Source organism: Microbacterium sp. RURRCA19A, assembly GCF_900156455.1.
Taxonomy (GTDB): Bacteria; Actinomycetota; Actinomycetes; order Actinomycetales; family Microbacteriaceae; genus Microbacterium.
Window position 1 is genome coordinate 200,597 of sequence record NZ_FTNQ01000003.1, and the last position, 25,795, is coordinate 226,391.

A 25,795-nucleotide genomic window follows, 5' to 3' on the forward strand; every position below is an offset into this window, starting at 1 on the left:
TCGACGATGCCCCGGCCGCGCGCCGAGGCATCGTCGTGTCCGGCCGCGGACGCGTCACCGCCCCCGGAACTCCGGCGAACGTTTCGCCTGGAACGCCGCGAAGCCCTCGCGGTAGTCGTCCGTCGCCGCGAGCGCGGTCTGCGCCCGGGTCTCGGCCGCCACCACGTCCCACAGCCCGAGCCGTTCGTCGCGCCACCGGGCGAGGAGGCGCTTGCTCGCCACGAACGCCGCCGTGGGACCCGCCCCAGCCCGCCGCGCGGCCGACATCGTGGCATCCCGCACCTCGTCGGCGGGGAAGACGCGCGAGAAGAGCCCGGCGCGCACCGCCTCGGTGCCCGTGAGCATCCGCCCCGTGTAGACGAGGTCGAGGGTGGCGTGGATGCCGAGCCGCTCGGCGAACAGCGCGTGGCCGCCCGAGTCGAGGGTCGCGCCGAGCGCGGCGAACGGCGAGCCGATGCGGGCGTCCTCGGCGACGTACACGACGTCCGTGGCGACGAGGAGCCCCAGCCCGACGCCGAGGCACGCCCCGTGCGCGACGGCGAAGGTCGGCGCGGGGAACGCGGCGATCCGGTGCAGGAGCGGTTCGAGCGCCCCGTCGAGGTATCCGGACACGTCGTCGGTGGCGGGATCGACCCCGGCGATGTCGCGGCCGGCGCAGAACGCCTTCCCCTCCCCGCGCAGCAGCACCGCTCGCGCACCGTCCTCTTCCGCGCGCGCGAAGGCCGCGGCGAGATCGTGCAGGTCGGCGAGGCCGAGGGCGTTGCGGCGCTGCGGCGCGTCGAGCACGATCTCGGCCACGTCGTCGGCGAAGCCGTAGGCGATCATCGGGCCCCTCCCCCGTCGTAGTCCACCCGGACCTCGTCCGAGGTGGGATGCGACTGACACGTCAGCACGTACCCGCGATCGATCTCGTCCGGCTCGAGTGCGTAGTTCTCCGTCATGGTCACCGATCCCTCGACGAGCCGGGCGCGGCAGGTGCCGCACACGCCTCCCGCGCAGGCGAACGGCACGTCGGGGCGTGCCCGGAGCGCCGCGGCCAGGATCGTCTCGTGAGCCGCGACGGGGCTGTCGACGCGGGTGGACTGCCCGTCGAGGGTGAACGAGATGCGTCGGACGGGCTCGTCGGCGCGCACACGGATCGCTCGCCCTCCCCCCGTCAGCGCGGGCGCGTCGCCGTCACCCGCGGTGAACAGTTCGAATCGGATGCGGTCGCGCGGGACCCCGACCTCGGCCAGCACGGTGCGGCACGTCTCGACGAGCGCGAACGGTCCGCACAGGAACCACTCGTCGACGGATGCCGGGTCGATCAGGCGGGACAGGATCAGGCGGATCCGTTCTTCGTCGAGGCGTCCCGAGAAGACGGGCGCCGCACGCTCCTCCCGGGTCAGGACGTGATGCAGCGTGAGTCTCGCGGGGTAGCGGTCCTTGAGGTCGGCGAGGTCGTCGACGAACATCACGTCGGTGGACGAACGGTTGGCGTAGACGATCGTGACCCGGGACTCCGCGTCGGCATCCAACAGGGCGGTGGCGACCGCGAGGACGGGCGTGATCCCGGACCCGGCGGCGACGGCGACGACGTGTCCCCCGGGGCGGGCGGCCCGCGACACGAACGACCCTCCGGGGCTCATGACCTCGATCTCGTCACCGATGCGGAGGTTCTCATGCGCCCAGGTCGAGAAGCGGCCGTCGGGGTCGCGCTTGATCCCCACCGAGAGACGTCCCGGTGACGGGGGCCGGCACAGCGAATACGAACGCCGGAGCTCCTCGCCCGCTACGACGGCGCGCAGGGCGACGTACTGTCCCGGCGCGGCGGCGAACACGTCGGCCAGCGCTTCCGGGACCGCGAAGGCGACCTCGATCGCCGTCGCGGTCAGCGGACGCACCTCGACCACGCGCAGCCGGTGGAAGCGCGCGCGGGTGGAAGTGGCATCCGTCGTCGTCATCAGAGGGCCTTGAAATGGTCGAAGGGCTCGAGGCAGGCCCGGCACTCCCAGAGCGCCTTGCACGCGGTCGAACCGAACCGCGAGATCTCGCGGGTGTCGAGTGACCCGCACCGCGGGCAGGGCACGCTGAGCCGCACGCGGACGGGGCCGGCGACCGATCGGCCGGTCGGCGGGGCGATGCCGTACGCGGTGAGCTTGCGGCGACCGTCGTCGCTCAGCCAGTCCGTGGTCCACGCGGGCGTGAGCGTGGTGCGGACGACGGCGCGGTCGACCCCCGCGGAGGTGAGCGCGAGCAGGATGTCGTCGCGGATCGCATCGACGGCGGGGCAGCCCGAGTACGTGGGGGTGATGGTGACGACGACCCGTTCGCCGTCGACCCGCACGTCGCGCAGCACGCCCAGATCCTCGATCGTGAGCACGGGCACCTCGGGGTCGCGGACGGCGGCGACGATCTCGCGCGCGGCGGCCGCGGTCACCATTTCGCCCCCGGGTGCCGACGCGCGAGCACCTGCATCTCGGCGAGGAGCGGACCCAGCGCCGGATGGTGGAGGCCCGCCCTCCCTCCCGCGGAGGACGGTGCGACGTCGGGAACGGGGACCTCCTCCTCCGCGAGCACCGCGCGCAGGGCGGCTTCGACGGGGGTGCGCAGCGTCGAGGGTCGCACGGCGACACCGGCGAGGTGCCGGTGCAGCGGCTCGTCGCGGAACAGCTCGTCGAGGAACGGCCACGTCGCGGCGAGCGCGATCTCCAGCCGTCGGCGCGACTCGATGGTCCCGCCGGCCAACCGCAGCGTCCACTGCACGGCGTGATCGCGGTGGTAGTCGACCTCCTTGACGGCTTTGCCCGCCACGGCGGAGAGGACCGGGTCGACGGATGCCACGAGCTCCCGGTACAGCTCCAGGAGATAGGTCGAGGCGAGCAGCTGCCGCGCGATGGTGAGGGCGAAGTCGCCGGGTGGGAGTTCGAACAGCCAGGCGCTGCGGAACTCGCCCTCGTCGCGGAAGTAGGCCAGGTCGTCCTCGCTGCGTCCATCGTGGCTGCCGGCGTAGCGCAGCAGGGAGCGCGCGTGACCGAGCAGGTCGAGCGCGATGTTCCCGAGGGCCACGTCCTCCTCGAGTTCGGGAGCCCGCGCGATCCAGCCGCAGAGGTTCTGCGCGAGGATCAGCGCGTCGTCCCCTAAGCGGAGGGCGTACGCGGCGACGTCGGGCGCCACGGCGCGGGCCTCTCCCCCGGCGAATTCGGCGGCGAGGTCGAGGCCGTCGACGGAGACGATCCCGTGCGGTTCGGGGGCGGCGCTCACAGGTGCGGCACCCCCTCGGCGGCCGTGTAGTAGACCGCGTGTCGGAAGTTCTTGCCCGCCGGCGACTCGAAGAACGCGCCCTTGGCCCCGGGGTCGCTCGTGGTCACGGCCTCCGAGGGCACGACCCAGACGGACACGCCCTCGCCGCGGCGCGTATAGAGGTCACGCGCGTTGCGGACCGCCAGTTCGGCGTCGGGGGCGTGCAGCGAACCGACGTGCACGTGGCTGAGTCCGCGCGCCGCCCGGACGAACACCTCCCACAGCGGCCAGGTCTCGTCGGGCGAGCTTCCCGGTGCGGCCATCAGGCGGCCTCCCGCTTCTTCGCGGCGTAGGCGGCGGCGGCCTCGCGGACCCAAGCGCCGTCCTCGTGGGCGCTGCGACGGTGCTGCACACGCGTCGCGTGCAGCGCACCGCGACCGGCGAGCACCTCCTGGAACTCCGCCCAGTCGATCTCGCCCATGTCGTAGGAACCCGTCTCGCGGTTCCACCGCAGCTCGGGATCGGGCAGGGTGACACCGAGCACCTCCGCCTGCGGAACGAGCATCGAGACGAACCGCCGGCGGAGCTCGTCATTGCTGAATCGCTTGATGTTCCACGCCATCGACCGGGCCGAGTTCGGCGAATCGTCGTCGGGGGGACCGAACATCATCAGGCTCGGCCAGTACCAGCGGTCCACGGCGTCCTGCGCCATCCTCCGCTGCGCGTCGGTGCCCTGCATGAGCGTGAGGAGGATCTCGAACCCCTGGCGCTGGTGGAACGACTCCTCCTTGCAGATGCGCACCATCGCGCGGGCGTATGGACCGTACGACGCCCGGCACAACGGCACCTGGTTGCAGATCGCCGCGCCGTCCACGAGCCAGCCGATCGCCCCGACGTCGGCCCAGGTGGGTGTGGGGTAGGTGAAGATCGACGAGTAACGCGCTGCGCCGTCGATGAGCTGTCGGGTCATCTCCTCCCGCGTGATCCCGAGGGTCTGGGCCGCCGAGTAGAGGTACAGCCCGTGACCGGCTTCGTCCTGCACTTTGGCCAGCAGGATCGCCTTGCGCTTCAGGCTCGGCGCCCGGGTGATCCATGCCCCCTCCGGCTGCATGCCGATGATCTCGGAGTGCGCGTGCTGCGAGATCTGACGGATCAACGTGCGGCGGTACGCCTCCGGCATCCAATCGCGCGGTTCGATGCGACCGTCGGCCGCGATGACGGCGTCGAAGAGCTCCTCGCCGTCGATGTCGGAGACGGGAACGTCCGTGACCGTGGTCATACGAGCACCTCCTGGGGCTGCCATGTCTTCGCGACGAGGGTGAGCACGTCGTACTGCGCCACAACGGCGTCGTCCTGGTTGCGAATGACCGCGTCCCAGCGCACCTCGCCGTAGTCGTCGGTCTCGCGCGGGGTGATCTGCTTCGCGGTCAGGGCGACGCGGATCCGATCTCCCGGCGAGACCGGGGTGACGAACCGCAGATTCTCGAGTCCCGAGTTGGCGAGCACCGGACCCGGTGCCGGATCGACGAAGAGTCCCGCCGCCCACGACACGAGGAGGTAGCCGTGGGCCACGCGTCCCGGGAAGAACGGGTTGGCGGCGGCGGCCGTCTCGTCCATGTGCGCGTAGAACGTGTCGCCCGTGAAGCGGGCGAACATCTCGATGTCCGCGAGGGTGACGGTCCGCTCCTCCGACATGACGGCATCGCCGATCCGGAGATCGGACAGCGGTTTGCGGAACGGGTGGGTGCCCGAGGCGTCGACATCGGCACCGGGATGCCACACCCCGGTGAGCGCGGTCAGCATGCGCGGCGACCCCTGCACCGCGGTGCGTTGCATGTAGTGGAGCACGGACCGGATGCCGCCGAGTTCCTCCCCGCCTCCCGCGCGACCGGGACCGCCGTGCACGAGGTGCGGGACGGGGGCGCCGTGCCCCGTCGAGGTGCGCGCGTCGTCACGATCGAGGAACAGCACGCGCCCGTTCATCGCGCCCATGCGGGTGAGCAGTTCGGTCGCGACACCGGGGTCGTGCGTCGCGACGCTGGTCACGAGCGACCCGCCGCCGCGCGCCACGATGTCGGCGGCCTCGGCGACGTCGCCGTACTCGACGATGCTGGCGACCGGCCCGAACGCCTCGAGCTCGTGGACCGCCGGGATCGTGGCATCCGCGAACGCCAGGACCACGGGAGAGAGGAAGGCGCCGTCCTCCGCCGGCCCGGTCGTGCCGTCCGCGCGGCGCACCTCGGGCACGGCCGTGTCGCCCACGACGATCCGTCCGCCCGCCGCGCGCAGCAGATCGACCTGGCGCCGGACCTCGTCGCGCTGGGCGAGCGAGACGACGGGCCCCATCGTGACCCCGTCCGCGCGCGGATCGCCCACGACGACGCGCGCCCCGATCTTCTCGCGGAGCGCCTGGGCGACGGCATCCGTGAGCCCCGCCGGCACGATCGCCCGGCGGATGGCGGTGCACTTCTGTCCCGCCTTGGTCGTGAGCTCCGTCAACAGTTGTCGGATGTACGCGTCGAACTCGGGGGTGCCCGGGAGCGCGTCGGGACCGAGGATCGAGGCGTTGATCGAGTCCGTCTCGGCGGTGAACCGCACGCTCGGGCGGACGCCGACCCTCAGGCGCTCGGCGGTCGAGGCGCTGCCGGTGAACCCGACGGTGTCACCCAGGTCGAGCAGGTCGAGCAGGCCCGGGATGCCACCGCTGACCAGTTGCAGCGCCCCGGGCGGCAACAGCCCGGTGTCCGCGGCGATCCGCACCCACGCCTCGGCGATGTACGCGGTCGGGGTGGCGGGCTTGACGATCGTGGGGAGACCGGCGAGGAAGGCCGGAGCGAACTTCTCGAGGGCGCCCCACACGGGGAAGTTGAACGCGTTGATCTGTAGGGCGACACCCGCGAGACGCGTGTACACGTGACGCCCGAGGAAGGAGCCGTCCTTCGACAGCGGCTCGACGGGACCGTCGAGGACGACCGTGCCGGCGGGAAGCTCACGCCGCGCCTTCGAGGAGTACGTGAAAAGGACGCCGATCCCGCCGTCGATGTCGCTGAGCGAGTCGCGTCGCGTGGAACCGGCCCGCATCGACAGCGCGTACAGCTCCTCTCGCCGATCGTTCAGCGCGATCGCGAGGTTCTTCAGCACCATCGCCCGCTGCGGGAAGGTCAGTGCGCCCAGTCGCGGCTGCCCGACGCGCCGGGCGTGCTCCACGACGCCGGCGAGGTCGAGGCCGCGCGTCGTGACACGCACGATCTCCTCCCCCGTCGAGGCGTCGCGCACCACGGCCGCGTCGGGATCGGGCTCCGGCAGCCACCAGGCATCCCGCACGTAGCTCGGGAGAAACGACATCATTCACTCCATTCGTAGAATCCGCGACCCGTCTTCCGACCCAGCCGCCCCTCGTCCACCAGCCGTCGCAGCAGCGCGGGCGGAGCGAAGCGCGGCCCGAGCGAGCGCTCCAGTTCCTCCGCGATGCCGAGCCGCACATCGAGACCCACGAGGTCGGTCGTTCGGAGGGGACCGACCGGATGCCGGTACCCGAGCTCCACGGCGCGATCGATGTCCTCCGCGGAGGCGACTCCCTCCTCGAGCATGCGGATCGCCTCCAGGCCGAGCGCCACCCCCAGGCGGCTCGAGGCGAAACCGGGGGCGTCCCGGACGACCACCGCGGTCTTCCCGATGGCCTCGACCCAGCGCGTCGCCCGCGCCACGGTCGCCCCCGCCGTCCGCGTGCCGCGCACGATCTCCACGAGCGCCGAGGCCGGCACGGGGTTGAAGAAATGCAGACCGAGGAAGCGCTCCGGCGACCGCAGCCCGGCAGCCAGGGCATCGATGGAGATGGACGAGGTATTGGATGCCACGACCGCGTCGTCCGCCGCGACGGCCTCGATGCGGGTCAGGGCCTCTTCCTTCCGCGCGCGGTCCTCGGGTACGGCCTCGACGACCAGGGCGGCGTCGGCGAACGCGGCCGGATCGACGCCGACCGTGAGCGCGTCGGCATCCGGAACCCGTCTTCCGCGAGCGGCGGACCGGTCGAGATCGGCGCGCACCCGGGCCACCGCGGCGTCCGCGGTCGCGACGTCGCGTTCGACCACGTGCACGCGGGAGCCGGCGAGCAGGAACGCGTGCGCGATCCCCGCGCCCATGCGTCCCCCGCCGAGGACGCCGACGACCGAGGGGGCGGCGCTCATGCCCGTCGCCCGTCGAGGAACGCCGTCATGCGTTCGCGCTTGTCGCGGCTGTCGAACAGCTCCGCCTGCAGTTCGCCGTCGAGCGCCGGGTGGGCGGCGCGTTCGGCCAGCAGGGCGCGCTTGGTCAGCTGCACGGCGCGCGGAGAACTCCGGACGATCCGGTCGACGAGCGCGTGGGCGGCGGTCATCACCTCGTCGGGCTCGTGCACACTCGACACCAGGCCCCACGCCTGCGCCTCGACCGCGTCGATCAGTCGTCCGGTCAGCAGCAGCTCGCTGGCCCGCGCGTGGCCGACGATCTCGGGCAGGCGCCATGCGGCACCGGCGGCGGCGATGATCCCGAGGCCGGGCTCGGGATTGCCGAACCGTGCGCGGGGCGTGGCGATACGGATGTCCGCGGCGTAGGCGAGCTCGGCTCCGCCGCCGAGCGCCCACCCGTCGACCACGGCGATCACGGGCATCGGGAGATGACGGATGCGATCGAACGCGGTCGCATTGATCCCGCGACGGGCGTCGTCGCCGGAGCGCTCGCGCAGCTGCCGGATGTCCGCCCCCGCGGCGAACACTCCGCCCGCGCCCGTGAGGACGAGGACGCGCGGACGGCGTTCGAGGTCGCCGCACACCGCGTGCAGCGCGTCGATCATGTCCTGGTCGATCGCGTTGCGGACGTCGGGGCGGTCGAGGGTGACGACGACGCGGTCGTCAGCGTGGTCGACACCGATCGCAGCCGTCATCGCCGCCTCCTCACCGCGCCGTCGCGGTCGTGTCCCTCGCCCGCGTGATTTGCAGACCGATCGTTCAGTAATCATGCCACGGGGATGCCACCCGGGCAACGGCGACCGGAACCGGACCGCTCAGGCGGGACCGCGCCGCACCCACGCGACGACGAAGATCACGAGCCCCGCGACCAGGGCGGCGAGCACCCACAACACGATCAGGTAATCGATCCACGAACCGATCGGCGGGGAACCCGGGAGGAAGTTGCGCAGCGGGATCGTCGCGAACAGCATCGCACCCATCCACCCCATCACGGTCACCTCGACCTTGCGTCGCCCCCGCAGGACGATGATCGCGACCACGAGCACGAGCGCCGGGATGACCACCATGAGCGAGAGCAGCACGATGCCGAAGGCGATCGTCGAGCCCGAACGGCTGACCGTGACGTCGACCGCGTTGATCCCCTGCCCCAACGGCGTCTCCACGACCGCGATGTCCCACCCCGGGATGCCGCGCTTCGACGGCTGCACGACGGTCGACAGGGGCGTGGACTCACCGTCGGCGTCGTCTTCGATGGCCGTCATGACCGACCGCACGGTGTACCGATCGAACGGCCACCTCTCGATCTGACCGTCCATGACCAGCGAGACGTCGATCGGCGAGATGAGGTCGCCGTCGTCGTACTTCGTCGCCTTCGACCCCGCCACGGCGGAGACCAGCACGCCGAACGGCCGCAACGCCTGCAGCCCGTCGGTGACGGTTCCGCCCTCGCCCTGAGTGGGCACCACCGACACGGCGAGCCGGTTGGTCGTGGCATCCATCTTCTCCGGCGTGAGCGACAGCACGACGGTGTCGCCCGACGGCTCCTCCCCGCCGCTGCCGACGACGTCGCCGCTCCCGGCGTAGAGCGCGACGACCGTGGCGTACAGCGCGACGAACGCCGCGACGCTCCCGACGATCCAGAGGAGGGAACGACGACGGGACCGGACGGGCGTGCTCACGCAAGTCAGTGTGGCAGAGGGAGGAGGAACGATCTGGTGCCCCCGACAGGATTCGAACCTGCGACGCCCGCGTTAGGAGTGCGGCGCTCTATCCCCTGAGCTACGGAGGCGGGACTGCCCTCCAGCCTACTGCGGGCCGACCGGCATGCCCGCGCGCAGACGCCCGGCGAGGGCGTCGTCCCACTCGCCCGGTTCCGACAGCACGGCTTCGCGTGCGTCGACACCGTCGGGACCCACCGCGACGGCGCACACGAGGAGGGATTCGAGCACGAGCCCGTCGTGCGCGTCGCGCCGCAGCACCGAGGAGGACGGATCGGCCGTGGATGCCGCGACCACCTCGAGCCACGGCCCCCACCACTCGTCGCCGGCGACGATCCCCGCCCGGCGGAAGTCGTCGAGCCAGCGGCCGATGCGGGGCGTCGCCCGATCGTCGGGCGCGTGGTGGGCGATCATGTGCGTGCCGGGGGCGAGCCGGGTGCGCCGGACGGCGAGTCCGTCCCATTCCACGACCGTGGCGCCGTCGGCATCCACCTCCACGAGATTGAACCCGCGGGTCGGCGGAGCGGGCGGGAGCGTCCCGGCGACGGACTGCAGCGGGATGCCGCCGCGACTGACGACCTCGGCGTCGGAGCGCTGCGACAGGTCCTCGCGATTCAGCAGCACCGCCAGCCGTCGGGCCTCGGGATCGACGGCGAGCCACGCACCGCCCGCACGGTCGTCGCGGACACCGTGCACGCCCGGTTGCCCGGGCCACCATGGTCCGAGACCCCGCCAGGGACGCTGCCGCTCCTCGTCCCGGACGGCCAGCACCCGGACGGGCTGACCGCTCTCGCGCGGGACATCGACGACCACGGTGCACATTCCGTCCACGCTACCCGCGCGGGTGCCGCGGCGGGCGGGTGCGGCATCGACCTGGAAGACTGGCCCCATGTTCGTCGTCGTGGGAGTCACCGGGGGCATCGCCGCCTACAAGACCGTCGGAGTCGTCCGACTGCTGGTGAAGGCGGGACACGACGTCCACGTCGTGCCCACCGACGACGCCCTGCGCTTCGTCGGGCTGCCGACATGGGAGGCGATCAGCCGCAACCCGGTGACGACGTCGGTGCACGACGACGTCGCGCGGGTGCGGCACGTGTCGCTCGGACAGTCCGCCGACCTGGTGATCGTCGCCCCGGCCACCGCGAACACGCTCGCGTCGATGACGGCGGGGCTCGCGTCCGATCTCCTCGGCACGACGCTGCTCGCCACGACGGCCCCGGTCGTGGTCGCGCCCGCGATGCACACCGAGATGTGGCGGCATCCCGCCACGGTGCACAACATGGACGTGCTCCGCGCGCGCGGCGTTCATGTCGTCGGACCGGCGGACGGGGCGCTCACCGGAGGCGACAGCGGCCCGGGGCGCATGTCGGAACCGGAGGAGATCGTCGCGGCCGCCCTCGCGCTCGTGGAGCGCCCACGGGATCTGACCGGTCTCTCGGTGCTGGTCAGCGCCGGCGGAACCCGCGAGCCGATCGACCCGGTCCGGTTCCTCGGCAACCGCTCCAGCGGACGACAGGGCGTCGCGATCGCCCGCGCCGCCGCCGACCGCGGCGCGACCGTGACGCTCGTCGCCGCTCACCTCGACGCCGACGTCCGCCCCGATCCGCGCGTCGACGTGATCGCGGTGGGCACCGCGGACGAGCTCGGACGGGCGATGGATGCCACCGCCCCCGACGCCGACGTCATCGTCATGGCCGCGGCGGTCGCCGACTACTCCGTCGCCGCGGTGTCGGAGCACAAGCTCCGCAAGCAGGAGTCCCCCGGTGCGCTCACGCTCGAGCTGGTCGAGAACCGTGACGTGGTCGCGGGCCTGGTCGCCGCCCGCCGCCCCGGACAGACGATCGTGGCGTTCGCCGCCGAGACCGTCGACAGCGAGGAGGAACTCGTCGAGCGCGCACGGGCGAAAGCCGCGCGCAAGGGCGTCGACCTGCTCGCCGCGAACGCCGTGGGGTGGACACGCGGCTTCGAGTCCGCCGACAACGCCCTCACGATCGTGGGGCACGACGGCGAGGTCGTGGCGACGGCCTCCGGGTCGAAGGACGATACCGCCCACGCCCTCCTCGACGCGGTCCTGGCGGCGCGAGGACGCTGACCTCGCGCCGGGTCAGTACCCGCTGGTGTACTGCAACTGTTCGATGATCGGGATGATCGCGTTGAACAGCATCACGACCCAGATCGACGCGGCGATGATCGTCACGAGCGTCACCGCGATCCACCCCCACACCGGACCCAGTCCCTTGCCGGTCTGTCGCCGCAGGACCACCGCGCGTCCGATGACGTAGACACCGACGCTCGAGATGGCGAGCACGGTGAAGCTCCACGCCCAGTGGAAGGGCTTCTGGATGCCACGGGCCCGCAGCTGACGCCAGTCGAGGAACGAGAACAGCACCGTCAGGGCGATGACGACGAAGCTGAAAGCGGTCGTACCGGCCGTCACCGCCAGCGACGACGACGCCAGATAGGGCGCCTGCTCGGGGTAGGCCGAGGCGTAGATCGACTCCTGGACGTAGGTCGTCCAGTCGAAGAGGAACAACGCCACGACGGACAGCAGCGGAAGCGCGACGGCGAGCCAGATCCAGACCGTGTTCGTGGAGATGTCGGCGCGGGAAGGGGCGGGAGCCGCGGGAGCCGCCGCGTAGGCGGGGGCGGCCGGGTAGGCGGGGGCGGCGGGGTAGGCGGGGGCGGCGGGCGCGGGCGGTGTCGCCGCGCCGGGGTAGGCGGGGGCGGACGGGTAGGCGGGGGCGCTGGGCGTGGCCGGCGCCTCAGGGGCTGCGCTCGTCACGGCAGGCATCGCTTCCGGTGCCGACGGCGCCGCGGGGGCCTCGGGGGCGGCGGTGGCGGGTCGCACCTCGTCGGTCCACGCCGTGCCGTTCCACCGGCGGAGCCCGCCGCCGCCGGCCGGGTCGGGGTACCAGCCGTCGGCCGGAGTGGGCGTATCGGTCATGTCGTTCCCCCTGTGATGCATCGGCATGGCGTGCGTGTCCCCCGAGTCTAGTGAGGGCCCCCCTCGTCATCGGAAGTCCCGCGACGCGTGGGCCACCCCCACGCGGAGGTCGGTGAAGCCGTCGGCGACCACGTTCGTGACCCCCTCGACCGACCTCTCGAGCATGCCCCGCACGATGAGCGCGGGCGATTCCCGCACGATCCGTCGATACCGGTTCCACACCCCCACCGAGCACACGATGTTCATGAGTCCGTGTTCGTCTTCGAGGTTGAGGAACGTGATCCCGGATGCCGTCGCCGGCCGTTGCCGATGCGTGACCAGGCCCGCCACCTCGACGCGACGGTCGGTCTCGGCCGTGCGGAGCTCGCGCGAGGTGAGGACACCGCGCGCATCGAGGGCGGAACGGAAGTGCGTGAGCGGATGGTCGTCGGTGGAGAGCCCGGTCGCCCACAGATCGGCGGCGAGCACCTCGTAGCTCGACGGATCGGTGAACAGCGGAGGCTGCACGAAGGCCACCGAATCCGGCAGGAACTCGGGCCGGTCCTGCGCCGCCGACCCCGACAACCAGATCGCCTCGCGTCGCGAGTGCCCGAGGCACTCGAACGCCCCGGCCGTCGCGAGCGCCTCGAGCTGAGCGGTCACGAGCCCCGTGCGGCGCACCAGATCGCGCAGGTCGCGGTACGCACCGCCGCTCTCCCGTTCGGCGACGATGCGTTCGGCGACCTTCGCCCCGATCCCGGTGACCCCGGCGAGGCCCATCCGCACCGCGAACGCCCCGTCCCGCCGGTGCGCCTCGGTCTCGTCGGGAGCCGAGCGGTCGAAGTCCCCCGTCGGGGGCTGGTCGGCGCGCGCACACGCGTCGAGCCCGGTCGCGGGACGGCGGCGGTCGGCATCCGGCACCCCGGTCTCGTCGTCGAGCGGCTCGAGCCCGGCCTCGACGCCCGATCGCAGCAGGTCGGGGCGACGCACCCGCACCCCGTGGCGGCGGGCGTCGGCGGTCAGCGTCGCGGGCGAATAGAACCCCATCGGTTGCGCGCGCAGCAGCCCCGCGAGAAACGCCGCCGGATAGTGCAGCTTGATCCACGAGCTGGCGTAGACCAGCAGCGCGAACGAGAGCGAGTGCGATTCGGCGAACCCGAAGTTCGCGAACGCCTGGATCTTCGCGTACAGCTCATCGGCCACCGCGCCCACGAGCCCGTTCTGAGCCATCCCGGCGTAGAGCTTCTCGCGCAGCGAATCGATGCGCTCGAGCCCGCGCTTCGACCCCATCGCGCGTCGGAGCAGGTCGGCGTCCTCGGCGGTGCAGTTGCCGACGGCGACGGCCATCTGCATGAGCTGCTCCTGGAACACCGGCACGCCCATGGTGCGCTCGAGGACCGGCCGGAGGTTCTCGTGCACGTAGGTGATCGGCTCCTGCCCGAGCTTCCGCCGCACGAACGGATGCACGGCACCCCCCTGGATGGGCCCCGGTCGGATCAGCGCGATCTGCACCACGAGGTCGTAGAAACGCCGGGGCTGCAGGCGTGGCAGCAGCCCCATCTGTGCGCGGGACTCGACCTGGAACACCCCGATCGAGTCGGCGCGGCACAGCATGTCGTACACGGCCTTCTCTTCCTTCGGCAGCGTCGACAGCTCCCAGCTCTCACCCGTGGCATCCCGGATCAGGTCGAAGCAGTACTGCAACGCCGCGAGCATGCCGAGTCCCAGCAGGTCGAACTTCACCAACCCCATCCAGGCGGCATCGTCCTTGTCCCACTGGATCACCGTGCGGTTCTCCATGCGGGCGTGCTCGATCGGCACGACTTCCCCCACCGGCCGGTCGGTGAGCACCATGCCGCCGGAATGGATGCCGAGGTGCCGCGGCGCCTTGAGCAGCTCGGCCGCGAACTCGATGACCTCGTCGGGGATGTCGTGATCGGCGCCGCTCTCGAGCGTCGCTCCCCACCGTTCGACCTGCTTCGACCAGGCGTCCTGTTGGCCGGGTGAATGCCCCAGGGCGCGGGCCATGTCGCGGACGGCGTTCTTGGGACGGTACTGGATGACGTTCGCCACCTGCGCCGCCCGGTCGCGGCCGTAGGTCTCGTACACCCACTGGATGATCTCTTCGCGCCGGTCGGAGTCGAAGTCGACGTCGATGTCGGGCTCTTCGTCGCGCAGGCTCGACAGGAAGCGTTCGAACGGCAGCCGGTAGAAGATCGAGTCGACCGCGGTGATGTCGAGCAGGTAGCAGACGGCGCTGTTGGCCGCAGAACCCCGCCCCTGGCACAGGATGCCGCGCCGCCGCGCCTCGGCCACGATCCCGTGCACGATCAGGAAGTACCCCGGGAAGTCCTTCATCTCGATCACTTCGAGCTCGCGCTCGATGCGCCGCCGATCGTCGGCCGAGAGGCGCGGGTACTTGCGGGGCACCGCCTCCCACACCAGGTGCCGCAGCCACGACATCGGCGTGTGCCCCTCGGGGACGGCCTGCTTCGGAAGAGCCGGCTTCGCCCGACGCAGAGGGAACGCGAGCTCGTCGGCGAGCGAGACGGTGCGCGCCACCGCTCCCGGGTAGCGGGCGAACCGCGCGGCCATCTCGGCTCCCGAGCGCAGGTGCGCACCGGCGTGCGCGGGCAGCCACCCGTCGAGTTCGTCGAGACTGCGGTTCGCGCGCACGGCGGCGACGGCCGCGGCCAGCAGCTCCTTCTTCGGGGCGGCGTAATGGACGTTGTTCGTGGCGAGAACGGCGAGCCCCCGCTCGACCGCGAGCGCGGCGAGCAGGTCGTTGTGGGCCGAGTCGAGCGGACCGCCGTGGTCCATGAGTTCGACGTGCACGGCGGCGGGACCGAACAGGTCGACCAGACGATCGAGTGCGCGGGCGGCTCCCGCCGGGCCCTCGGATGCCAAGCCCTGCCGCACCATCCCCTTCCGGCATCCGGTGAGGATCGCCCACTGCGGATCCGCGGGGCCGCCGGCACGTTCGGCCAGATCGGTGAGGTCGTAGACCGGTCGGCCCTTCTCGCCGCCGGTGAGCTGCGCGTGAGTGATGGCCGCGGCGAGCCGGTGGTATCCCTCTTCGCCGCGGGCGAGGACGAGCAGGTGGGAACCGGCGGGGTCGGGCTGGCCGTTCTGGGGCCCCGGGAGCTCGAGCGAGAGCTCGGCACCGAAGACGGTGCGCACGGCACGGACCTCCGCCGCTTCGGCGAATCGGACGATGCCGTAGAAACCGTCGTGGTCGGTGAGAGCGAGCGCGTGGAGACCCAGCTTCTCGGCCTCTTCGACGAGCTCTTCGGGTGACGACGCCCCGTCGAGGAAGGAGTACGACGAGTGCGCGTGCAGTTCGGCGTACGGGACGGCATCGGCGGGGCGCTCGATCGTCGGAGGGACGTAGGGGCCGCGCTTGTGCGACCAGGCGGGGCTGTCGCCGCCGTCCGCGTTCGGCGGCGCCGAGGCCGGCCGTCGCTCGCCACTGAGCGCCCGCTCGAGCTCGGACCATTTCACCGGCGGATTGTGAAAGCCCATCAGCGCTCTCCCGTCCGCCGCGGGCGGGCCCGTCGGCGCTCAGTCATAACGCCCCTCCGCCCGCCATTCGCCGTCTTCGACGACGAGCAGCCATGCACCGCCGTCGGCGTCGACGACTTGGAACCGGTGGGCGTGCCGTCGCCGCAGCGGATCCCATCCGCGTTCACTGATCGGCCACGGCCCCGCCCACTCGCGGATCCGCACCCGGCGCCCGCCGGCCTCGAGGATCGCCGGCGGGGCACTCAGCGCATCGCGCTCCCCCACCGTGACCGACGCTCCCGCGATGTCGGTGACCTCCACGAGGCGCGGTTCGGGGTACACGGTCGCCGGCAGCGGGTCGGGAAGACTCCCCGGCCACGGCCGAGCACGGTCTTTCGCTGTGATCGCACGATCCCCCCAGGGCACCAGCACCTGCCGCTCGGCCAGCCAGCGTCCCCCGCCGATGACGGGGGTGACGACGGCGCGGTGACCGAGCATGGCCTGCACCCGCGAGAGGGCGTGGTGCACCCGCTCGTCGGGACCGGCGCCGAAGAGACCCTTGGCGTGGTGCGCCGCGTCGTCGACGGCTTCGGGCTCGATGGACACCCCGGCCACACCGCTGCCGAAGATGCCCCGGCCGTCTTCCGCGAGCTGCCAGCGCACGCGATCGACCACGCCGGCGGCATCGAACGATCCGGGGTGCAGCCAGACGCGCTCGCTGCGCTCCCCGCGTTCACCCGAGAGCACCACGCGGAGCTCGGTGCACACGAGGTTCTGCTCCCCGAGGCGCGCGATGAACTCCTCGGCGGCGACGCGCATGCCGAAGGCGATCTGATCGGCGAGTTCGAGCGGCGGCTCGAAGGCGACCTCGCGGTGCAGTTCGGGCGGAGGCGTGCGGGGCTGCACCGGCTGCGAGTCGCGCCCGGAGGCGAGGGCGTGCAGCCGTGCACCCCGCTCGGCGAAACGTTCGCGGACGCGTTCGACCGGCATCGCGGCGAACTCGCCCAGGGTATGCACTCCGAGGCGCGCCAGCAGACTCGCGAGGTCGACGTCGTCGAGCGCGGTCACCGGGAGCGGGGCGAGGAACCCCGCGGCCTGCCCGCCGGGGACCACCCGGACGGGCTCGTCGGCTCGGGTGATGCGCGCGGCATGTTCGGCGGTGAAGACCCCGTCGGCCACGCTCGCCCGCGCGTCGGCGAACCCTTCGGATACCAGGAGTCGCACGAGCATGCGCGCCGCCTCTTCTTCGCCTCCGTAGTAGCGTGCCGGCCCGCGCGCGCGGAGGGCGCAGAGTCCGGGGCGCACGATCTGCACCCCCGGGGCGTGCTCCTCCACGAGGGCCACCACGGGAGCGAACACTCGTGCGTCACGTACGGAGTCGGCCGCGACGACGAGGACGGACGGGCACAAGGCTTGAGCGTCACGGCGCCGCTGACCTCTGCGCACGCCCTGGGCACGGGCCGCGGCGGAGCAGGCCACGACGGTGTTGTTCTCGAACACCGCGAGAGGGGCATCGGCCCGCGGCGGTCGGACGGCCTCGCGGCGATACGCCACGACCGGCCAGTCGGGGAGCCACAGCACCAGGCTGCGGGTGGGCTCGCGCATCATCCCGCGACCCGCTGCGGCCGGTATTCGGTCCGCTCGCGTGGGACGAGCCTCTCGGTCGGGGCACCGAGCAGTTCGATCGATCCATCGGCGGCGGGGAGCAGCATGCGGGCCCGACGCGCCGTGGGGGTGCGCTTGCTGCTGACCGACACGGTCAGCTCGCGTCCCGCGAGGTAGCCGTGCCCCTGCCCGAGCCCCGCCCACCGCGGATCGGCGACATCGATCACCGCCTCCGCCTGCGGCCAGGGGCCTTGCACCAGCAGGACGGTGCCCCGATCGCGGAGCCGCGCCGCGAGACGGGTGGCTTCGGCTCCGGCACGGGCGGTGTTCGCTCCGGCCGGAGGCCGCACCGCCACGACGGGCAGCACCTCGGCGATCGTGGCCGTCACCGCCAACCAGCGCGGCCCCGGGTCGGGGATGAACACCAGCCGGTCGAGATCGAGGCCGTACTTCTCGGCCGCCTCCGCCCCGAGCTCGGGCATGCCGACGACACCGCACCATGCGCCGTCTTGCGACGGACGGGCCATGAGCGCCAACAGCAACGACATCGATCGCGCGATCGCGTACGCCGACCCCGACCGCAACCCCCCACCGGGAAGGAGCGACGTGAAGGCGGGATGCGTCGGCAGCACCGGTGCGTCCATGCGACGCCCCTGCATCCGCTCGAGGCGATCTCGGAGCGCGTGGATGTCGGGAACGGCCTCCGCCTGGTCTCGCACGATCGCCCTCACTCCCACAGGTTAGAACATGCGTTCTACGCTCTCAATCCCTGTGATTCGAAGATACGATCACCCTCCGACATCGTCCCCGGAGGCTCAGACCAGGTCGGCGGTCCGCGCGATCCGGGCGAATCCGCCCTGCTGCAGCACCAGCGCGGTGTCCGCCATCAGCTCCCCCGCCGTGCGGGTCACCGTCCCCAACCCCGGCACCTCGGCGGACAGATCGAAGGTGCGCGTGGCATCCAGCACGACCGTCACGTCGTAGCCGAGGTTCCCGCCCATCCGTGCGGTCGTCTCCACGCACATGTTCGTCTGGATGCCGCAGATCACGAGCTCCCGGATGCCACGCTCCCCCAGCCACGCGTGCAGGTCGGGGTCGCCGTAGAACGCCGAATTGACGTCCTTGGTGATGAGGAGTGCCGGCTCGACCGCGGCGACGACATCGACGAGGGCGTTCCCCGGCGACGCGGGGTGCAGCGGCGACCCCTCCGACCGCGAGTCGTGGCGTACGACGACGACGGGCTCCCCGTCGGCCGTCCACCGGTCCACGAGCGCACCGACGTGGGCCTCGCAGTCCGGATTGGCCGTCGGACCCCAGAATCCGAGGTCGTCGAAACCACGCTGCATGTCGATCACGAGAAGAGCACGAGTCATGGCTCCATCACACCACCGACCGGGATGCCGCGGGCGGAGCGATGCGGACGACCTGCGTCAGGAAACCGCCGTCACGCGGCGAGCGCGAGATAGGGCTCCCACCGAGGATCCGACTTGTCGACACCGCGCACCGTCCACGACGACCCGTGCGGAGGCCCCGGGATCAGACGCAGTTCCCACATCATCTCCTGGGGCGTGCGATCGCCCTTCACGTTGTTGCACCGCAGGCAGCAGGCCACGAGGTTCTCCCAGGTGTCCTTTCCGCCGCGCGAGCGGGGAAGCACGTGGTCGATGGTCGACGCGGCCTTCCCGCAGTAACCGCAACGGTGCCCGTCACGACGCAGCACCCCCCGCCGGGTCACCGGAACGCGGCGGGCGCCCGGGACGCGCACATAGCGCGTGAGGATGATCACCGCGGGGCGATCGTACGTGCCGGCCGCCGCCCAGACGGGATCACCGTCCACGCGTTCGACGACGGTGGCCTTCTCGTTCATCACGAGCACCAGGGCCCGCTTGAACGACACGACGGCGAGCGGCTCATAGCCCGCGTTCAGCACCAGTGTGCGCATTCCGTTTCCTCTCGAATGGCCGAGACGGCTTCTCGGATGTTCGACTCGCGACAGGGGAAGAGGCGCAGGGGCATGAAAAAAGGCGCTGTCTAAGCAGACAGCGCCCTGGAAGTCGCGGTGAGCCCGCGGCATCCGCTCACACGATGCCGAAGGACGAGCAGCCCGAGCGCATCCATGGTGCGGATGCGAGGCATGGTGTCCATCAGCGTTCCCTTCGGTTCTCCCGACGTCGCGAACAGGCTAACCCACCGCGACACGCCCGGGGTCCGCTCCACAGGGAAACGACAGACGGCGTGTCGGAGAACGATCGTCTCCGGCACGCCGTCTGAGGAGATCGGCGATCAGCTCGCGTTCTGCTGGAGCCAGGCGTACGGGTCGACCACGGAACCGTTGATGTGCACCTCGAAGTGCAGGTGGTTGGCCGTCGAGCTGCCGGTCGAACCGACGAGGCCGATGAGCTGGCCCGCGGCGACGGTCTGACCCGCCTGGACCTGCCGGCTGCCGTACGTCATGTGACCGTAGGTCGTGGACACCTTCTGGCCGTTGATGACGTGCTCGATCACGATGCCTACGCCGTAGCCGCCGTAGCTCTCGGACGACACGCTCACGACGCCCGCGGCGGCGGCGAAGATCGGCTGCCCCTGGGGGGCGAGGAGGTCGACGCCCTGGTGGTAGCCGGAGTCCCACAGGCCGCGGCCCAGGACGTAGTTCGTGATCGGCCAGCGCACCTCGCCCGAACCGGGCGCGGTCATATTGAGGTTGATCGAGGAGACGGCGACGTTCGCGCTGGCGGCGAGCTGTCGAGCACGCTCGGCGGCGGCCGCGGCGGCGGCCTCCTGATCCTTCTTCTTCTGGATCTCTTCGGCCGTGGTGGCCGAGTAGCTGCTGCGGTCCAGGGTCTCGGCGTTCGCGTTCGATGCGACGACGAGGGACTGGTTGTCGGCAGCCGACATCTCCTGCAGCGTCATCGTCTCGGCGGCCGGGATCGACGCCGCGTACGCGGGGATCGCGACGGTAGCGACGAGGCCGGCGACCATCGACAGGATCACGGCACTGCGCAACGGCTTCTTCCCTCGCCGGAACGACGAGGAGCGAGGAGTGGGCGCGGGACGGGCCACGGTCGAGGAGACCACGGCGGGCGTCTGCGGGGTGCGGCGAGCGGGTCGGGAGACCGCGGCACGCGCGCTCTTTCGAGTCTGACCCGCCGCAGGGACCTCGGGCAGGTCCGCAACGGGATCGGTGTGTTCAGCCAAATTTCCTCCGGCGCCTCTGCGTTGTCACGCTGGCTCGTCAGCACTCGATCTGGGGGCACGATGTGCGGGCTTCACCCTCTGCGGACGACGAGCCGGTGAGGCAAACCGCGAGGGGTCCGACGGCGGGCTTCTCGCCTGTGGACCCTCAGAGGCTACCCGAAGATAACGAAACTGTCACGCCTAGCGACGTGGTGTACAGACGATGTCCGGGGTACGACCTCGGTCGACGCCGCGATCAGACCTCGTCGACGAGGAAGATGTGCGAGGCGACCTCGACGGGAAGCTCGAGCCCTTCGTCGACGCCGTCCATCTCGACGAGCACGTACCCCTCGTTGAAGCGGTAGCTTCCCCGCGCACCGGGCAGCACTCCCGCGGCCTTGAGCTGCTGGAGGAGTTCCGGGTCGACCTGCGCCGGCTCGGCGAGACGTCGGACGGTACCGGAGATCGGCTCGCCGGCATCCGTCAGTTTCCGCACGAGACCCACGACGCCCTCTTCGAAAGTCGCACCCGCCACGTCTCCCAGTTGGTCGAGGCCCGGGATGGGGTTGCCGTAGGGGGACTCGGTGGGGTGGCCGAGCAGCTCGACGAGCCGGCGCTCGACCTGCTCGCTCATGACGTGCTCCCAGCGGCAGGCCTCGTCATGCACGTAGGCCCAGTCGAGGCCGATGACATCGCTCAACAGGCGCTCGGCGAGACGGTGCTTGCGCATGACGTCGACGGCCTTCTGCCGACCGTCGCCCGTGAGCTCGAGCCGGCGGTCTTCGGACACGACGACGAGGCCGTCGCGCTCCATGCGCCCCACGGTCTGCGAGACGGTGGGTCCGGAGTGTCCGAGCCGTTCAGAGATGCGCGCGCGCAGCGGCACGATGTTCTCTTCCTCGAGCTCGAGGATCGTGCGCAGGTACATCTCGGTGGTGTCGATGAGATCGGTCATTCAGCAGTCCTCGTGCGTCGTAGCGGTGTTCCCAGCCTATCGACCCCCTCCGACACACGCGCCGGGAGCGACCGACCCCCGCCCTAGAATCGACCCATGCCGCACGTGGACCTTCCCACCGACCTCCTGCCCGCCGACGGCCGCTTCGGGTGCGGCCCCTCGAAGGTGCGCGGTGCGCAGCTCGAAGCGCTCGTCACCCGCGGGGCCACCATCCTCGGAACCTCGCACCGTCAGGCTCCCGTGAAGAACCTCGTGGCCAGCACGCGCGAGCGGCTCGCCGAGCTGTTCCGCCTGCCCGAGGGGTACGAGATCATCCTCGGCAACGGCGGATCGACCGCGTTCTGGGATGCCGCCGCCTTCGGTCTCATCGAGAACCGCAGCCAGAACCTCGTGTCGGGCGAATTCGGCGGCAAGTTCGCCGCCGCGGCCGCGGCTCCCTGGCTGCAGGCCCCCGACGTGCGACGCGCCGAACCCGGCACCCGTGCCGCCTTCGACGCCGTCGAGGGCGTCGACGTCTACGCGTGGCCCCACAACGAGACTTCGACCGGCGTGGCCGCTCCCATCACCCGTGTGCACGGGGATGCCGGGGCCCTCACCGTCATCGACGCCACCAGCGCGGCCGGTGGGATCGACTTCGACGTCGCCGAGGCCGACGTCTACTACTTCGCCCCGCAGAAGAACCTCGGCTCGGACGGCGGCCTCTGGTACGCCGCCGTCTCACCGGCGGCGATCGAGCGCATCGAGCGGATCGCAGCGTCGGATCGGTACATCCCCGAGTTCCTGAGCCTCAAGAACGCGGTCGACAACTCCCGGTTGCAGCAGACCCTCAACACCCCGGCGCTGGCGACGCTCCTGCTCCTGGACGAGCAGCTCGGCTGGATCCTCGAGAACGGCGGCCTGTCGTGGGCCGCCGCACGCACGGCGGAGTCGTCGTCCGCGCTGTACACGTGGGCCGAGGCGAGCGACGTCGCGACGCCGTTCGTCGCGGATCCCGCCGATCGCTCGCCCGTCGTCGTCACGATCGACTTCGACGAATCGATCGACGCCGCCGCGATCGCGAAGAGCCTGCGCGCGAACGGGATCGTCGACACCGAGCCCTACCGCAAGCTCGGCCGCAACCAGCTCCGCATCGCGACGTTCGTCTCGATCGAGCCCGAGGACGTGCGGCGTCTCATCGGCGCGATCGACTACACGATCGAACACCTTCCCGGGGCCTGAGCCCTTCTCGACCGAAGCCGTCCCGACTCGCGCGGGGCGGCTTCCGTCGTTCGAAGGTCACTTCCGGAGCGATCCGAGGCGCGCGACGCACGGCGCCGTCCCCCGCGGCCGCATCGGCCAGGGAACGTCCGAGCGCACGTCGCGTCAGTAGCTGCGTTCGTGCTCGTCGTCGAAGTCGTCGTCCGCGTCGGGGTCGTCGTCCTCGTCGGGGTCGTCGTCCTCGGAGTCGTCGTCGTACTCGGCTTCGTCGTCCGTGGCGTCGGCCGAGTCGTCCAGTTCATCGATGTCGACGCCGTCGAGGTCGCCCGCGTGCAGCCGCGCCTTCGGCTGGTCGTCGTCGGCGTCGTCCTCGTCGTCGGTGTCGTCATCGAGATCGGCGTCGTCGTCGAGGTCAGCGTCGTCGTCGAGGTCGTCGTCGGACTCGACGCCCGCCGCCGCCGCAGCAACCTGGGCGGCCTGGTACTCGGCCAGACGCTGGGCCCACGGCACCCAGTCGGGCGCCAGCAGCGCACCGTCGCCGGGCAGGAGCTCGGCCTCGAGCACGGTCGGCTCGGAGTCCTCGACGAGGGCGACCGTCACCGTCCAGTACCACCCGGGGTAGCCGGCGAGACGCGTGTGGAACCGGAGCGAGACGACGTCGTCGGCTTCGACGACGTGACCCGCAGCCGGTCCGACGGTCTCCGCCGGGGTGATCTCGTAGAGCGCCGCCAGCGCGAGGTCGTGCGCGTGGAGGAGCCGTTCGTCGGCGACGGGCTCAGGCTTCGAAGTCATCGGCGACCTTGCGCAGGACCGCGGCGATCTTCTTCGCGTGCGCACCACTGGGGTAGCGTCCGCGGCGCAGGTCGCCGCCGATGCCGTCGAGGAGCTTCACGAGGTCTTCGACGATGATCGCCATGTCGTCGGCGGGCTTGCGCGACCGCTTGGCCATGCTGACGGGCGCCTCGAGCACCCGCACGGAAAGTGCCTGCAGGCCGCGCTTGCCATCGGCGACACCGAACTCCAGACGGGTGCCGGCCTTGGGCCCGGGGGTCCCGGCGGGCAGGGCGGTGGCGTGCAGGAACACGTCCTGGCCGTCATCGGTGGTGATGAAGCCGAAGCCCTTCTCGTCGTCGTAGAACCTGACCTTGCCGGTGGGCATGGACACCTCGCTGAATGTGTGCGCGATCGCGCGGCGGAACGCGGGACCCGATCGGATCCCGGCCCCTCAGCCTACGGCACGCCCGCCAGGCAGTAGGCTGACGACGATGAGCACGCGCACCCCCGACGGCGACGTCCCGATCCGTCGTATCGACCGGATCCTGGCCTTCATGTCCCTGGGCCTGGGGATCCTGTCGATCGTGTGCTTCTTCACGGTCATCCTCGCGCGACCCGCGGGCGTGACGAACTTCGGCGAGGGCATCTGGCCCACGGTCGTGGTCCTGCCCCTGATCGCCCTTCCGATCGCCTTTCTCATGATGATGGCCGTGCTCATCATGAGCTTCGTGCGAAGGGCACGCGCCAACAGAGGACGCTGACGTGCCCGAGACCTCCGACCAACGCGCACTGGCGGTCTCGCTGAGCGCGATCGGCGACGAGGCCCTCGCCCGCCTCCTCGCCGAACGCCACGTGTCGGCGTCCGCCACCTGGCGAGACATGTTCGACGCCGCCGACGCGCTGCTCGACCCCGCCTCCGTCGCGCGCGCGCTGCCTGCGCTCGATCGCGACGAAGCCGAGGCGCTCGTCGCGGCGGCGGCCGACGGCATCCCGGCGACCGGCGAGATCGCACGCGCGCTCCACGAACGCGCCCTGGTCGATGACGACGGCCGCGCGTACGCCGCGGTCGCCGCCGCGGTTCTCGACGCGGCGCCAGAGGGCCTGCCGCAGCCGACGCCGGCCGCCGTGGCGGAGGTGTCGGACGACGCGGCAGCCGCGGAGGCGGCGTTCACCAACGCCGCGGCGCTGGCCGACGTCCTTCTGCTCACCCTCGAATCCCCCCTCGGTCGGATCGGGTCCGGATCACTGGGAGCGAGCGAACGCCGGCGCCTCGTCGACGCGGGCGCGGCCCCCTCCCCGGAAGAGGCCGATCTGCTGGTGGGGCTCGCGGCCCGAACCGGGCTGCTGGGGACGAACGGCCGCGCCTGGCTCGTGACCGCGAACGGACGCGCCTGGCTGCGCCTGCCCACGCTCGAGCGGTGGGCGTCGACCGCGCGGGCGCTCCGCAACGCACTCCCCCGCGCCTACCGCACACCCTCGGGCGGATGGATTCCGCAACCCACCTGGGCCGGAGCCACTCCCTTCGATCCGGCCGGTCCCGAGCGTGCCGCGCGGTGGACGCTGCGCCTGCAGGCGTGGGGGCTGCTCGACGCTCGCGGCGCGGTGCCCCCGTGGGGCCGGGGTCTGGCCGAGGGCGCCGACGTGGACACCTCCGCACTGCGCGACCTGCTGCCGCCCGAGGTCGACAAGGTGTACCTGCAGAACGACCTCACCGCGATCGCGCCCGGTCCTCTCGCCCCGCACCTCGACGTGCGGCTGCGCGGTATGGCGGCACGAGAGTCGCGCGCACAGGCGTCGAGCTACCGGTTCAGCGCGGCGACGATCGGCGCGGCCATCACCGCAGGAGAGACGGCCGACAGTCTGCGCGACTTCCTGACCGGAATCTCGCTCACCGGTCTCCCCCAACCGCTCGCCTACGTCATCGAGCGCACCTCGGCGGAGCACGGGCGCGTTCGAGTGACCGCCGACGTGGCATCCGGTCTCACCACTGTCCGCACCGACGACGAGACACTGCTGCGCGCGATGGAGGTCGACACCTCACTGCGCTCGGTGGCGCTCAGCCGCTCGGGCGACGAGCTCATCTCGCACGTCGCGGCCGACGTCGTCTTCTGGGCCCTGAGCGACGCCCGGTACCCGACGGTCGCGGTCGACGAGGACGGGCGCCCGCGCGCGGTCGACAGGGCGAGGCTCGCCGCGGCAGAGACGCCCGACGACCCGTCCGACCTCTACGCCCCGCTGATCGCACGCCTGCGCGCCGGAGGCGAGGACTCGGATGCCGCGTGGCTCGAGCGCGAGCTCGACCAGGCGGTGCGCGCCCGCGCCGTCGTCGACGTGACGGTGCGGTTGCCGGACGGGTCCGCCCGCGTGTTCCGTCTCGAAGCGACCGGACTCGGCGGCGGGCGCCTGCGCGGGCGAGATCGCGCCGCGGACGTCGAGCGCACGGTGCCGCTGTCGCACATCGACGCGGTCAGCCCCGTGCCCTGAGCGCCGACGGCGACGC

The 25,795-nt window shown here is 71.6% G+C and carries 25 protein-coding genes and 1 tRNA gene; 4 read left to right on the forward strand and 22 right to left on the reverse strand.

The features are described 5' to 3' along the window. Positions 1-54: 54 nt before the first annotated feature. The 12 genes from BW982_RS13340 to BW982_RS13395 form a co-directional block, all read right to left on the reverse strand. A complete protein-coding gene (locus BW982_RS13340; protein WP_076494050.1) occupies positions 55-825 on the reverse strand; it encodes an enoyl-CoA hydratase/isomerase family protein in 771 nt (256 codons plus the stop codon). Beyond that, entirely contained in the window at positions 822-1,943 is a 1,122-nt protein-coding gene (gene paaE, locus BW982_RS13345) for a 1,2-phenylacetyl-CoA epoxidase subunit PaaE (RefSeq protein ID WP_076494052.1), read from the reverse strand. Before paaE ends, BW982_RS13340 begins: the two co-directional genes overlap by 4 nt. Beyond that, positions 1,943-2,422: a 1,2-phenylacetyl-CoA epoxidase subunit PaaD gene (gene paaD / locus BW982_RS13350; RefSeq protein ID WP_076494054.1), complete on the reverse strand. Its 480-nt coding sequence runs from the start codon at positions 2,420-2,422 to the stop codon at positions 1,943-1,945. The genes paaE and paaD overlap by 1 nt, the downstream gene beginning before the upstream one ends. Continuing rightward, positions 2,416-3,243: a 1,2-phenylacetyl-CoA epoxidase subunit PaaC gene (paaC, locus tag BW982_RS13355; RefSeq protein WP_076494055.1), complete on the reverse strand. Its 828-nt coding sequence runs from the start codon at positions 3,241-3,243 to the stop codon at positions 2,416-2,418. Before paaC ends, paaD begins: the two co-directional genes overlap by 7 nt. Further along, the gene (gene paaB / locus BW982_RS13360; protein WP_076494057.1) at positions 3,240-3,545 is read right to left on the reverse strand and encodes a 1,2-phenylacetyl-CoA epoxidase subunit PaaB; all 306 of its coding nucleotides are present in this window, start codon (positions 3,543-3,545) and stop codon (positions 3,240-3,242) included. The genes paaC and paaB overlap by 4 nt, the downstream gene beginning before the upstream one ends. Next, entirely contained in the window at positions 3,545-4,501 is a 957-nt protein-coding gene (paaA, locus tag BW982_RS13365; RefSeq protein ID WP_076494058.1) for a 1,2-phenylacetyl-CoA epoxidase subunit PaaA, read from the reverse strand. The genes paaB and paaA overlap by 1 nt, the downstream gene beginning before the upstream one ends. Then, positions 4,498-6,567 (reverse strand): phenylacetic acid degradation bifunctional protein PaaZ, encoded by a 2,070-nt coding sequence (gene paaZ, locus BW982_RS13370; protein WP_083696695.1) that lies wholly within the window; start codon positions 6,565-6,567, stop codon positions 4,498-4,500. Before paaZ ends, paaA begins: the two co-directional genes overlap by 4 nt. Next, complete coding sequence (locus BW982_RS13375) at positions 6,567-7,409, reverse strand: 3-hydroxyacyl-CoA dehydrogenase family protein (RefSeq protein ID WP_076494061.1); 843 nt, start codon at positions 7,407-7,409, stop codon at positions 6,567-6,569. The genes paaZ and BW982_RS13375 overlap by 1 nt, the downstream gene beginning before the upstream one ends. Beyond that, positions 7,406-8,143, reverse strand: coding sequence for an enoyl-CoA hydratase/isomerase family protein (locus BW982_RS13380; protein ID WP_076494063.1), 738 nt, complete (start codon positions 8,141-8,143; stop codon positions 7,406-7,408). Before BW982_RS13380 ends, BW982_RS13375 begins: the two co-directional genes overlap by 4 nt. Before the next feature lie 120 nt (positions 8,144-8,263). Beyond that, a complete protein-coding gene (locus BW982_RS13385) occupies positions 8,264-9,127 on the reverse strand; it encodes a DUF4436 family protein (protein WP_076494065.1) in 864 nt (287 codons plus the stop codon). A 34-nt stretch (positions 9,128-9,161) separates the two neighbouring features. Further along, a tRNA-Arg gene (locus tag BW982_RS13390) sits at positions 9,162-9,237 on the reverse strand. Between the two features lie 16 nt (positions 9,238-9,253). Beyond that, on the reverse strand, positions 9,254-9,988 hold the full coding sequence (locus BW982_RS13395; RefSeq protein WP_076494067.1) for an NRDE family protein: 735 nt from the start codon (positions 9,986-9,988) through the stop codon (positions 9,254-9,256). A gap of 67 nt (positions 9,989-10,055) precedes the next feature. Here BW982_RS13395 and coaBC point away from each other — a divergent pair, with 67 nt between their 5' ends. Beyond that, complete coding sequence (coaBC, locus tag BW982_RS13400) at positions 10,056-11,258, forward strand: bifunctional phosphopantothenoylcysteine decarboxylase/phosphopantothenate--cysteine ligase CoaBC (RefSeq protein ID WP_076494068.1); 1,203 nt, start codon at positions 10,056-10,058, stop codon at positions 11,256-11,258. A gap of 12 nt (positions 11,259-11,270) precedes the next feature. On the opposite strand, the gene BW982_RS13405 is transcribed toward coaBC, so the two are convergent. From BW982_RS13405 to BW982_RS13440, 8 genes are all read right to left on the reverse strand, one after another. Then, positions 11,271-12,110 (reverse strand): DUF2510 domain-containing protein, encoded by an 840-nt coding sequence (locus BW982_RS13405; RefSeq protein ID WP_076494070.1) that lies wholly within the window; start codon positions 12,108-12,110, stop codon positions 11,271-11,273. 66 nt (positions 12,111-12,176) lie between these two features. Next, the gene (locus tag BW982_RS13410) at positions 12,177-15,611 is read right to left on the reverse strand and encodes an error-prone DNA polymerase (protein ID WP_076494071.1); all 3,435 of its coding nucleotides are present in this window, start codon (positions 15,609-15,611) and stop codon (positions 12,177-12,179) included. 39 nt (positions 15,612-15,650) lie between these two features. Next, the gene (locus BW982_RS13415) at positions 15,651-17,195 is read right to left on the reverse strand and encodes a DNA polymerase Y family protein (protein ID WP_076494073.1); all 1,545 of its coding nucleotides are present in this window, start codon (positions 17,193-17,195) and stop codon (positions 15,651-15,653) included. Next, complete coding sequence (locus BW982_RS13420) at positions 17,195-17,926, reverse strand: hypothetical protein (protein ID WP_254845599.1); 732 nt, start codon at positions 17,924-17,926, stop codon at positions 17,195-17,197. The genes BW982_RS13415 and BW982_RS13420 overlap by 1 nt, the downstream gene beginning before the upstream one ends. 84 nt (positions 17,927-18,010) lie before the next feature. Then, positions 18,011-18,568 carry a cysteine hydrolase family protein gene (locus tag BW982_RS13425; RefSeq protein ID WP_076494075.1) on the reverse strand — a complete coding sequence of 186 codons (558 nt, stop codon included), beginning with the start codon at positions 18,566-18,568 and terminating at the stop codon, positions 18,011-18,013. Positions 18,569-18,639: 71 nt separating this feature from the next. Next, entirely contained in the window at positions 18,640-19,137 is a 498-nt protein-coding gene (locus BW982_RS13430) for an HNH endonuclease (RefSeq protein ID WP_076494077.1), read from the reverse strand. Between the two features lie 341 nt (positions 19,138-19,478). Beyond that, positions 19,479-20,270, reverse strand: a complete 792-nt coding sequence (locus BW982_RS13435; protein ID WP_254845600.1) for a M23 family metallopeptidase — start codon at positions 20,268-20,270, stop codon at positions 19,479-19,481. Positions 20,271-20,625: 355 nt separating this feature from the next. Continuing rightward, positions 20,626-21,324 (reverse strand): iron-dependent transcriptional repressor DtxR, encoded by a 699-nt coding sequence (locus BW982_RS13440; protein WP_076494080.1) that lies wholly within the window; start codon positions 21,322-21,324, stop codon positions 20,626-20,628. A 96-nt stretch (positions 21,325-21,420) separates the two neighbouring features. Here BW982_RS13440 and serC point away from each other — a divergent pair, with 96 nt between their 5' ends. Continuing rightward, entirely contained in the window at positions 21,421-22,542 is a 1,122-nt protein-coding gene (gene serC / locus BW982_RS13445; protein WP_076494082.1) for a phosphoserine transaminase, read from the forward strand. A 144-nt stretch (positions 22,543-22,686) separates the two neighbouring features. Here the strand turns inward: serC and BW982_RS13450 are convergent, their stop codons facing one another. Both BW982_RS13450 and BW982_RS13455 read right to left on the reverse strand, forming a co-directional pair. Next, complete coding sequence (locus BW982_RS13450) at positions 22,687-23,313, reverse strand: DUF3027 domain-containing protein (RefSeq protein ID WP_076494083.1); 627 nt, start codon at positions 23,311-23,313, stop codon at positions 22,687-22,689. Further along, positions 23,297-23,680 carry a cold-shock protein gene (locus BW982_RS13455; RefSeq protein ID WP_076494085.1) on the reverse strand — a complete coding sequence of 128 codons (384 nt, stop codon included), beginning with the start codon at positions 23,678-23,680 and terminating at the stop codon, positions 23,297-23,299. Before BW982_RS13455 ends, BW982_RS13450 begins: the two co-directional genes overlap by 17 nt. Before the next feature lie 106 nt (positions 23,681-23,786). Between BW982_RS13455 and BW982_RS13460 the strand changes: the two genes are divergently transcribed. Next, positions 23,787-24,056: a multidrug ABC transporter ATPase gene (locus BW982_RS13460; RefSeq protein ID WP_076494086.1), complete on the forward strand. Its 270-nt coding sequence runs from the start codon at positions 23,787-23,789 to the stop codon at positions 24,054-24,056. 1 nt (position 24,057) lies between these two features. Further along, positions 24,058-25,779, forward strand: a complete 1,722-nt coding sequence (locus BW982_RS13465) for a helicase-associated domain-containing protein (protein WP_076494088.1) — start codon at positions 24,058-24,060, stop codon at positions 25,777-25,779. The last annotated feature ends 16 nt before the right edge of the window (positions 25,780-25,795 follow it).